Raw genomic sequence first — 10,034 nt, 5'->3', positions numbered from 1 at the left:
GTCATCACCAAGGAGCGCCGGGGCGAATACCTTGGCGGCACTGTTCAGGTGATCCCCCATATTACTGACGAGATTAAACGGGCCATTTGCCTGGTTTCCCAGGATACCGATGTGGTAATTGTTGAAATCGGCGGCACCATCGGGGATATTGAATCCCTTCCCTTTCTTGAAGCCATTCGCCAGTTCAAGGCTGATGCCGGGCCCGCCAACGTGATTTACATCCACCTGACCCTGGTGCCATATATTAAAACCGCCTGTGAGGTGAAAACCAAACCCACCCAGCACAGTGTCAAGGAACTTCGAAGCATCGGTATCCAGCCGGATATCCTTTTGTGCCGCACGGAGAGTCTTTTGACCCAGGAGATTAAAAACAAGATTGCCCTGTTCTGCAATGTCGGACCTGATGCCGTATTTACAGCCAAGGATGTGGACTGCATCTATGATGTGCCCATTGTCTACAATGAAGAAGGCTTAGGGGACATGATTCTTAAGAAACTGAACATCTGGGCCAGGGCCCCGCGAATTGAGGGCTGGCGGGAGATGGTGGAGCGCCTGAAAAATCCAAGGTACAGTGTCACCATCGCCATTGTGGGCAAATATGTGGACTTGACCGAGAGTTATAAAAGTCTGAACGAGGCACTGACCCACGGCGGTATCTCCAATGACACCAAGGTGAATCTGCAATTTGTGGATTCCTCCAACCTGACAAAGGAGAATGTGGCTGACGTGCTGTCCAAGGTCGATGGTGTCCTGGTACCGGGCGGGTTCGGGAATAGAGGAATTGAAGGAAAGATTCTTGCTGCCGGGTATGCCCGTGAAAATAAGGTGCCCTTTTTCGGCATTTGCCTTGGCATGCAGATGGCCGTGATTGAGATTGCACGCAATCTTGCCGGCCTGGAGGATGCCAACAGCGAGGAGTTTGACATTGACACGCCCTATCCGGTGATTTACCTGATGAAAGAGTGGGTAGATGAACAGACCGGCAAGGTCGAGAAACGGGATGAATCCTCGGATAAAGGAGGCACCATGCGGTTAGGTGCTTATCCCTGCCTTCTGGTTGAAGATACCTTTGCCATGAATGCCTACAAGACTGAAAATATTTCCGAACGGCATCGCCACCGCTTTGAGTTCAATAATGAATACAAGGACAAACTGGTGGAATCGGGTCTTGTCATTTCAGGGACATCTCCGGACCACGACCTGGTGGAAATTGTGGAACTTAAAGATCATCCGTGGTTTCTGGGCTGCCAGTTTCATCCGGAATTCAAGTCCAAACCCATGGTTCCCCATCCTCTTTTCAAGGCATTTATCAGAGCCGCCCTGAAAAATAAGAGATGATGGAAGAATCCATCACCATAACCGGTAACGGCAATATCTGTCTTGAGGGGTATCTGAACCGGCAGGAAACAGGGAAAGCCTTGGTGCTGGCCCATCCCCATCCCCTTTATGGCGGAAACATGGATGTGCCTTTGATCTGCCGGATGGCCGCTTGCTTTCAATCTGCGGGGATTGCTACCCTGCGTTTTAATTTCAGAGGTACCTGTGGCAGTTCCGGAGAATTTGACAATGGCCGGGGCGAGCAGGATGATGTCAGAAACGCTTTGGCTTTTTTATCCGACCAGGGATATGATCAGCTTTTTCTTGCCGGATACTCTTTTGGTTCATGGGTCAATGCCCATGTCGTCAGTGCCGGTGTTGATCTCTGCGATCATATTATGGTTTCGCCGCCGGCAGCATTGTTAAGCTTTGACCAGGTGGAACAGTTGCCTAATACAGGGCTGATTATAACGGGTGAAAATGATGATTTAGCGCCTGTATATCTAATAGAGGATCTTTTGTGTAAATGGAAGATTACTCCACAAATGTCGGTTATTTCCAATGCAGATCACTTTTATGTCGGTGCCTTGGATGAATTGGGAGACATTCTTTTAGACTACCTGCAGTCCTAAATTCTCAACGTATTGGAACAAGGCAATTGGACCGGATTGATAAGCAAATACTGAATATTCTCCAGGAAAACGGGAGAATTACCAATGCCCGGCTGTCCCGGATGGTGGGAATTTCAGCGCCTGCTACGCTGGAACGAGTGAAACGCCTTGAAACAACGGGTGTAATCTCCCATTTCATGGCTGTGGTGGATCCGGAAAAGGTTGGATTTCCTATCATGGTCATTGTCAGTATTACGCTGAGCTTGAGCAAGCTATCTTCGGTGTCTTTAATAAAGGAAAAGTTTTCGGAGCTTGAGGAGGTTGTGGAATGCTATCAGATTGCCGGTGCCCATGATTTTATCCTCAAGGTCATTGCAAAGGATATCAATGCCTATGCAGAATTCATGAATCATAAACTGACCCGGATACAGGGCATCCAGAGCATCCAGTCATCATTTGTCATCGACAGCCTCAAGGATAAAAGAATTTTTGTCCTGAAAGCCGAGAATGACAGCTGAAATCCTGTTCATTGTTTTTTTATAGCCTGGCCCTGTTGGGTGAGGCTATTTGCAGTTATCTGTGTAGCCGGGCTTTTTGTAAAATATAGCTTAGGTTAGACATCCTTTCTTTATTTTGTATTATTGGCAATGGTTCTTACGGATGCGATGGTTTCCCAGTCATAATACGTATTGATCATTTGTCCATCTTTTTGTTCCGTAATGCGAACGAACTCTTCACCGAGGAAAAAAGTAGCACCGACATATTCCTTGCCATCGTTTATCTGGCAGTGGATGTCGTTTCTCAACTTACGCGATAACGTTCCGTGGACAGGCATGGATGCATATTCAAAGATTTTTTCCAGTGTTGTCTTTTTCATGTTTACTCCTTTTCAAAGTGGTGGTTTTTTTACACCTTAAGTCAGGTATTTCTTGGTTATAGAATCTCGTCTTTAAAAAGGCAACACAAAAATATATTAACATTTTTGTCTTAAATTTAATTACATTTTAGAAATTAATTTGTATTTTTTTCATTCACTGTTGGCGTGCCGAATCCACCTCCGCCGGGGCTCATGATACGGAAACGCTCGCCGGGTTGCGCTATGATTTCGTTCTTGGCACCCATGCAGATTGAGGTGCCGTCTTTTCTGATGAAGAGGTTCACCCCTTTGCTGCCGGATTCGCCGCCTTCCAGCCCGTAGGGGGCGAAAACCCTGCGTTCGGAAAGGATGGCGACATTGAGGGGCTTTAAAAATTCCACTTCACGCACTAAACCGTCCCCACCGTTGAACCGCCCCCTGCCGCCGGACCCCCGGCGGATGGAAAATTCCCTGAGAATTATGGGATATCGCCGCTCCAGGATCTCCGGATCAGTGATTCGGGTGTTGGTCATGTGGGTGTGAACCCCGGTCTGCCCGTGCCAGGTCGGGCCGGCGCCGGCCCCGCCGGCTATGGTTTCATAGTAGCCGAAGCGGTCATTGCCGAAGGTAAAATTGTTCATGCAGCCCTGGGAGGCGGCAGCCACGCCGAACGCCTTGAGGACGACGTCGGTGATTCGCTGGGAGGTCAGCACGTTACCGCCTACCACCGCCGCTTCGGCAGAGGGATCAAGCAGAGAGCCCTTGGGGATATTAACGGTGATGGGGATAAGGCAGCCGTGGTTTAAGGGCAGGTCTTTTTCAATCAGGCATCTGACGCAGTAAAGTATCGCCGATTTAGTCACGGCTTTGGGAGCATTGCAGTTTCCCCAGATTTGAGGTCCGGTGCCTTGAAAATCAAATAGTGCGCTGCCGTCCTTTCGGTCTATGGTGAGGGATAGGGCAATGGGGCTGCCGTCATCCAGATAGTCACTGGCGCGGATCGTGTCCCGTTCGGCCATCCCCTTGGATGCGGAAAGCGCACTGAGCCGACGCCGCACAGCCTCTTCAGCCGCATCCTGAACATGCTTCATATAGGCCTGAACCACGTCGAGGCCGTAGTGATCCACCATCTCCAGCACCAGTTCAATCCCTTTCTGGTTGGCGGCAACCTGGGCCTTAAGATCGGAGATATTGTCTGCCAGAAGGCGGGTGCCCCAGATGGCCGGACGCCCCGGTGTCGGGGGCAGTTTGCCGGGGGCCAGCAGCAGTTTCGAAATGCCTTCTTCCTGAAAAATGCCGTTCTCCACCAGCTTGAACGAGGTGATGCAGGCCCCTTCCTCTTCAAGGCGGCGGGAGTTGGGGGGCATGGAGCCAGGAGAGATGCCGCCGATGTCGGCGTGATGCCCACGGGCTGCCACCCAAAAAATGACCTGATCGTTTTTGAACACGGGGGTGATGACCGTAATGTCGGGCAGGTGGCTGCCCCCTGCAGCTGGATGATTGGAGACCAATACATCCCCGGGCGTAAGACCGCTTCCCTGCATCTGGATCTGCGCCTTTACCGCGTCGCTCATACTCCCCAGATGGACCGGCAGATGGGGCGCATTGGCCACCAGTTCACCATCGGGCCCGAACAGGGCGCAGGAAAAATCGAGGCGCTCCTTGATATTGGTGGAGATGGCGGTTTTTTGAAGCATCCGGCCCATTTGTTCGGCAATGGACATGAAGAGATTGCTGAAAATGGAAAGTTGGACCGGGTCAAGCGTTGTGCCGATTTGCTCCCGCGTGCCCGAGCCCACCTTGATTTCCACATCGCCGTTTTTTGTAATCTCTGCGGTGCAGTCGGGTTCGATGAGAATGGTGGAAGTATGGTGGATCAGAATGGCCGGGCCGTTGATACAATGGCCGGCGGCAAGTTTTTCCAGATCGTAAATCAAGGTTTTCTGCCGGCCTTCTTCAAAATAGCACTGGGCCGTATCCAGCACCGGCGGTGCCCCATGGGCCTTTGGGATGCTGATCCGGCGCAGATTCTCAGACTTGCCCCGGGCGCGGATCCGGATATCGTCGATGAGGATTTCCCTGCCAAAAAGATCGAATCCGAACTCCCTGCGGTAGACGGCCCTGAAGGCTTTTGTATAGTCATTGTCTTCAGGCCGGCAGATCATAATGGCCGTGTCTGTCCCATGGTATCGCAGGTTAAGAAACCGGGTGGTGTCAACGGCATCCGGGGAGAATCCCTGATCCTGAAGTTCCCGGCGAGCCGCTTCTTCAAGTTGTTTAAAAACCGCTTCAGCGTCTTTCAGCGCTTGTGGGCATAAGACAGCGGAGCAGGGCTGCTGGCGCTCCGTGACCACATCGGCCATGCCCATGCCGTAGGCGGACAGAATGCCGGAAAACCGGTGGATAAAAATTTTGGATATTCCCAGGGTCCGGGCAATGGCGCAGGCATGCTGGGGACCGGCGCCCCCAAAGGTGGCCAGAATGTGCGCCTTGATATCGAATCCCCGCATCACCGAAATTTCACGGATGGGCCTGACCATCACCTCGTTGGCCACCCGGATAAACCCCAGGGCAGCCTCCTCCACCGTCATGGGCGGCAGCCCGGCAGCGGCGGAGCACCTGTTGATTTCCTCTGTCAGGCCGGCCAGGGCCGTACAGGCCGCTTCCACGTCCAGCGGCTGATCTTCCGTGGGGCCGAAAATATGGGGAAAGTGATTAGGTTGAATACGGCCGAGCACCAGATTGGCGTCCGTGACCGTCAGGTAGCCCTCTTTTCGGTAGCAGACCGGCCCAGGGTGAGCCCCGGCAGATTCGGGACCCACCAGGAACATGCCGTTGTCAAAGAAGAGGCGGCTGCCCCCGCCGGCGGCCACGGTCCTGATGTGGAGTTGGGGGGCCTGGATGCGCACTCCGGCGGTTTCCGATTCAAAGACCAGCTCATATTCCCCCCCGAACCGGGAGACATCGGTGGATGTGCCGCCCATGTCGAAGCCGATGACGGGCTGTTTTTTTTCAGAATCAAAGGTGGTCATGGCATAGCCTACCACCCCGCCGGCCGGTCCGGAGAGGATGGCGCGGCTGCCGGTGAACCCGTCGGCACCGGCCAGGCCGCCGTCTGACTGCATGAAAAGAAGGCCTGTGTGGGTAAGCTTGTCCTTGAACCCGTGTTTAAAGCTGTCAAGGTAGGTGCGAATATGCGGGTTGAGGTAGGCGTCCACCATGGTGGTGTCGCCCCTGGCCACCAGCTTCACCCGCGGCATGACTTTGGAGGAGAGGGAGATCTGGGTGAATCCGATCTCCTGGGCCAGGCGGCCGATGGTTCGTTCATGATCCGGCCAGGCATAGGCGTGCATGAGCACGACGGCAAGACTGCGGATGCCCCGATCATAGACAGCCTTAAGATCAGATTTTATGGCCGCTGTATCCAGGGGACGAATCACTGCCAGGCGGTCACCGGTGATCCCCTTCACGATTTTGCCTTCCACTGCCGAGGCGTCATCCTCCTCCCGCAAGATCCTCAGGCGCTCGTCCGCTTCAATGACCTCCCGGTACAGAATTTCGGGTTTTTTGATCTCCAGGTCAAAAATCCGGGGACGGTCCTGGTTTCCGATTTGAAGAATATCACCGAATCCCCGGGTCACCACCAGGGCGCTGGGCGAGCCTTTTCGTTCCAGCAGGGCGTTGGTGGCCACGGTGGTCCCCATGCGAATCCATTCAATCCGGTCGGATTCGAACAGTTCCTTGGGTACGGGCTTGCCGGTCACCTCTTCCAGGATGCGCCGGATTCCTTCACGGGGTGCATCAGGATAGTTCCGGGGATCTTCGGATAAAAGCTTGATGACCCTGAATCCGGGTTCTCCGGGTACTTCGGCATAGATATCCGTGAAGGTGCCGCCGCGGTCGACGGAAAAACGAAATTTGGCGGGGTCTGACATGGATACTCCTTGTTTTATTCAGCGCTGGGACAATCCTCTTCTCCCGTGATCAGGGGCTTGATATCCAAAATCGGTGTGCCGTCGATCATGTCGATGTGTTTGACACCGATGTGTCCTTGGTTTTTATTGGTCACCTCAATGATACTCATGCCGATGGCATTGGGACGGATGGGCGAACAGATGCTGAACACGCCTCTGGAAGAGGACCGGTGGGGCGGGGTCTGGAACAGGTATCCTGAATTGAATGCCGGGCTTTTATGAAAATGGAAAAGCACCACAATCTTTTGTCCGGTTTCAATATCACGCAGGGCAGGCGCAAATTCAGGATGAATCTCCAATACCCCTTTTTCCTGTGACACGGACCAGTGCCGGGGTAATTTTGTTGCATTGGTTCTCACAAAACCGATGGGCTTGAAGGGAATGGGTGTATCGTTTGTCATTATAACCACCTATGTTGTTGGGGGGCTTGTTGATTTTATTTTGGGGCTGACAAGAGGCTAACTTAACATAGTTGATCTGTATCGTACATATTCAATTGCATCTTGAAAAAGGCTGTAGAATGCACCCCTCCCAGTTTGTATGAACGTTAGTGAAAATGGGGGAGCTGTTATGGAAAGGGAAAATGCCAGCTCACGAGAAAATGAATCCCGCTATCCTGCAGATTTTCATCGGGATTGTCGAAATCACGCAAAGCCAGCCCCCAATAAATCTCGCAATGTATCCTGGGACTGGGGTCCCACCTCACACCGAGACCTACACTGGAGATCGTATCGGGGTCTGGGGTTGGTAAATCAGTGTTCCAGGCCCATCCAAAATCCGCAAACGGTGCTACTTGAACCATACCCTCTTCGAACCCACGGCTTATCCCGGGAATAGGCAGACGAAATACAGGAATACGAAACTCCAGGGAGGTCACCAACGCATTGTCCCTGACCAACTGATTTTCACGATATCCCCGCACTGTCTTAGCGCCTCCAACAGAAATTCTTTCCATTGGCAAAAGTGAATCCTCGGCCAATTGCAGGTCGGTCCTCAAAATGACCTGGTCTCCCCGATTGCTGAAACGCCTTGCCCACTGAAACTGGCCTAACCAGGCTAAATATTGTCCGTCCGGTTCTTCCCCACTCGTTGCACCCATGGCATCAATGCCTATACTGAAAATGGAACGTATGGCAATCACCTGATCAAAGCTTCGGTCCAGCCACTCCTGGGAAAAGCGCAATACCGTTACATCACTTTCTCCATCCTGAACCCCGGGAGAAAAAGAGAAAGGTCTTCCCAGGAGATAGGTGCGGCTGTGGCGCAAATCAAGGGCTAACCCCATGGAAAACACCCGTTGAGGGGTTCTGTAAAAGGGATGGGTTAAGGAGATGCTATAGGTTTCCAGATCGCTTTCTATATCCAAATCATCAAAGGGTTCCTCAATCATGGCGCAATCGGTTTTATCATACTCCAGACGCAACGTCGTATCATAGGCATTGAGGGGGCGGGTATAGAAAACGGAAAACTCATCTTCGCCCTCGGTAAGTCCATACTGAACCCCCAGCGTATCGCTCCATCCGGTCAGACTGTGATGCGCCAGGTAAATCCGGCCCCGTTCGGCGCCGACACTGGGACTGCAGTCATTGGCAAATATCAGACCTGATTCGAACGGAGGTTCTTCTTTTACCCGGACTTCCAAAATGCCTTCTCCCGGTTTAATTCCAGGACCGAGTTCCGTATGCAACTGCTTTACCATTTGGTTTTGTTGCAGAAGTTGAAGATGCTGGCGTAATTGATTGGTATTGAGCACGGGTTGCGCTCCCAGGGCCAGCCGTTTTTTTATGTATTTAGAGGATAGCCATTTATTCTTCTCTACCTCTATCTTGGTGAGCTGGCCTTCAATGATTTGTATATGAATAATGTCTTTCTCTACCTTCTGGTCCGGAATAACCGCTCCGGAATTGACATAACCCGCATTTACATAGAGACGCGTGAGTTTACGCCGTACTTCCTGCAATTCTTCGGAAGTGATCACCCGTCCCTCATACGCCTTGGTAATTTCTGCCAATTCCCCATCAGCAAAGACGGTATTACCTGTCAGTTTGAACTTGCGGACAAATACCCGGAATCGTGCCGAAAGCCGATCTGAATCATCTGGACTTTGTATAGCCGGAGGCAGTGTCAAGGGGGGCGGAGCGGGTTTTTCATATTCCGGCAGTGGTGGCCTTTCCTGACTTGGCCGTTGTGTCTGTGGGAAAAGCGGCATCTGGGCAAAGACCCGTGGCGTATTCAGGTTTATTGTTAGTATCAGTCCAAGATAAATAATATATTTGAACCCAAATCCAACTTTCATAGGAAAAAACTCCGTTTATTGGTCGTAGTTGATGTCAACGGGGATGAGTCGTTTTTTTTATTAGCTGTTTTTCAGACAAAAGTTCTCTATCTGTTATTGAGTTAAGGATTCTTTTGTTGATCCTTTGGGTTATCAAGCAAATAGAACGCTGGCCACAGAGTATCCGGGCAAAGAGGCATGCCGCCATGGCCGACTATGTTAAAGGTACTCAATTCTCCGGCTGTACGGGTCACACAGCGTTCGCTCAACATGGATGACGCATCAAGGAATGATGCAGGTAAGGTCGAAATGCTGCCGCTGATATCGGTATCCGGCGCGTCTATTCTGACTAAACCATCGTCACCGAACCCTGACGAGGCATCCACAATACTGTCCGGTGACTTGAAATAAGCGCCATTACCAACAATACCGATAATGATGTTGCCGCCATTGCCTTTCTCGGCCTGGGCAATAACTTTGCTTGCTCCATCTAATACAGCAAATACCGGATAAATGAAGATGTTGCCACCATTCCCTTTGCCGCCTGCAACAGAGGTATTAAGCTCACTCTCACGCAAATGCACCAAACATCCTGCGTTGATTGTAATATCACCAGCATTTGCTTGTTCGGTATGCACAGTTATTCTACTGTCATTGTTTATTTGAAGTGTATCATCGACTATGATAAAGATATTACCTGATTTACCCGCCTTTGAATTTAAATCTTGGTTTAGAAGTTCATTCAAGTTTTTACTTGAGCTACTTGCTGAGATAGTACTCTTATCAAGAAGATTGATCTCTTTTGCTTTGATAGTTAATTCTCCTCCCATACCAATACCTTTTGTTGAAGTAGTGATTTGGCTGTAACCAGAAAGAGAAGCTTTATCAGTGGCAGTAACGGTTATTTTACCTCCTTGACCTGTTCCGACAATTATATTACCCAATGCATCCTGGAAACCACTTTCGCTGATGAGTTGTGCACCATTCGTTAACTCTATCGT

8 protein-coding genes are annotated in these 10,034 nt (G+C 51.2%); 3 read left to right on the top strand and 5 right to left on the bottom strand.

Features of this window, described 5'->3' with window-relative positions; all coding sequences use genetic code 11:
- From B3D59_RS03000 to B3D59_RS02990, 3 genes are all read left to right on the top strand, one after another.
- Positions 1-1,338, top strand: a 1,338-nt coding sequence (locus tag B3D59_RS03000) for a CTP synthase (RefSeq protein WP_286817624.1), incomplete at its 5' end; no start/stop codon positions are given.
- Positions 1,335-1,949, top strand: coding sequence for an alpha/beta hydrolase (locus tag B3D59_RS02995; RefSeq protein WP_286817623.1), 615 nt, complete (start codon positions 1,335-1,337; stop codon positions 1,947-1,949). The genes B3D59_RS03000 and B3D59_RS02995, both read left to right, overlap by 4 nt.
- A gap of 26 nt (positions 1,950-1,975) precedes the next feature.
- A complete protein-coding gene (locus tag B3D59_RS02990; RefSeq protein ID WP_286817622.1) occupies positions 1,976-2,446 on the top strand; it encodes an Lrp/AsnC family transcriptional regulator in 471 nt (156 codons plus the stop codon).
- A 110-nt stretch (positions 2,447-2,556) separates the two neighbouring features.
- On the opposite strand, the gene B3D59_RS02985 is transcribed toward B3D59_RS02990, so the two are convergent.
- The 5 genes from B3D59_RS02985 to B3D59_RS02965 form a co-directional block, all read right to left on the bottom strand.
- Complete coding sequence (locus tag B3D59_RS02985) at positions 2,557-2,805, bottom strand: hypothetical protein (RefSeq protein ID WP_286817621.1); 249 nt, start codon at positions 2,803-2,805, stop codon at positions 2,557-2,559.
- A 134-nt stretch (positions 2,806-2,939) separates the two neighbouring features.
- Positions 2,940-6,719: a hydantoinase B/oxoprolinase family protein gene (locus tag B3D59_RS02980; protein WP_286817620.1), complete on the bottom strand. Its 3,780-nt coding sequence runs from the start codon at positions 6,717-6,719 to the stop codon at positions 2,940-2,942.
- A 14-nt stretch (positions 6,720-6,733) separates the two neighbouring features.
- The gene (gene tsaA, locus B3D59_RS02975; protein ID WP_286817619.1) at positions 6,734-7,159 is read right to left on the bottom strand and encodes a tRNA (N6-threonylcarbamoyladenosine(37)-N6)-methyltransferase TrmO; all 426 of its coding nucleotides are present in this window, start codon (positions 7,157-7,159) and stop codon (positions 6,734-6,736) included.
- Positions 7,160-7,326: 167 nt separating this feature from the next.
- Positions 7,327-9,054, bottom strand: coding sequence for a ShlB/FhaC/HecB family hemolysin secretion/activation protein (locus B3D59_RS02970; RefSeq protein ID WP_286817618.1), 1,728 nt, complete (start codon positions 9,052-9,054; stop codon positions 7,327-7,329).
- A gap of 101 nt (positions 9,055-9,155) precedes the next feature.
- On the bottom strand, positions 9,156-10,034 hold an 879-nt coding region (locus B3D59_RS02965), incomplete at its 5' end, for a hypothetical protein (protein WP_286817617.1).

Origin of the sequence: Desulfobacter sp. UBA2225 (assembly GCF_002348205.1) — a bacterium.
Classification (GTDB): Bacteria; Desulfobacterota; Desulfobacteria; order Desulfobacterales; family Desulfobacteraceae; genus Desulfobacter; species Desulfobacter postgatei.
This window is presented reverse-complemented; position numbering and strand designations above follow the sequence as displayed.

Coding starts and splice junctions, on each gene's coding strand:
- B3D59_RS02970 (WP_286817618.1), bottom strand. CDS start 9,054: ATGAAAGTTGGATTTGGGTTCAAATATATTATTTATCTTGGACTGATA.
- tsaA (WP_286817619.1), bottom strand. CDS start 7,159: ATGACAAACGATACACCCATTCCCTTCAAGCCCATCGGTTTTGTGAGA.
- B3D59_RS02995 (WP_286817623.1), top strand. CDS start 1,335: ATGATGGAAGAATCCATCACCATAACCGGTAACGGCAATATCTGTCTT.
- B3D59_RS02985 (WP_286817621.1), bottom strand. CDS start 2,805: ATGAAAAAGACAACACTGGAAAAAATCTTTGAATATGCATCCATGCCT.
- B3D59_RS02980 (WP_286817620.1), bottom strand. CDS start 6,719: ATGTCAGACCCCGCCAAATTTCGTTTTTCCGTCGACCGCGGCGGCACC.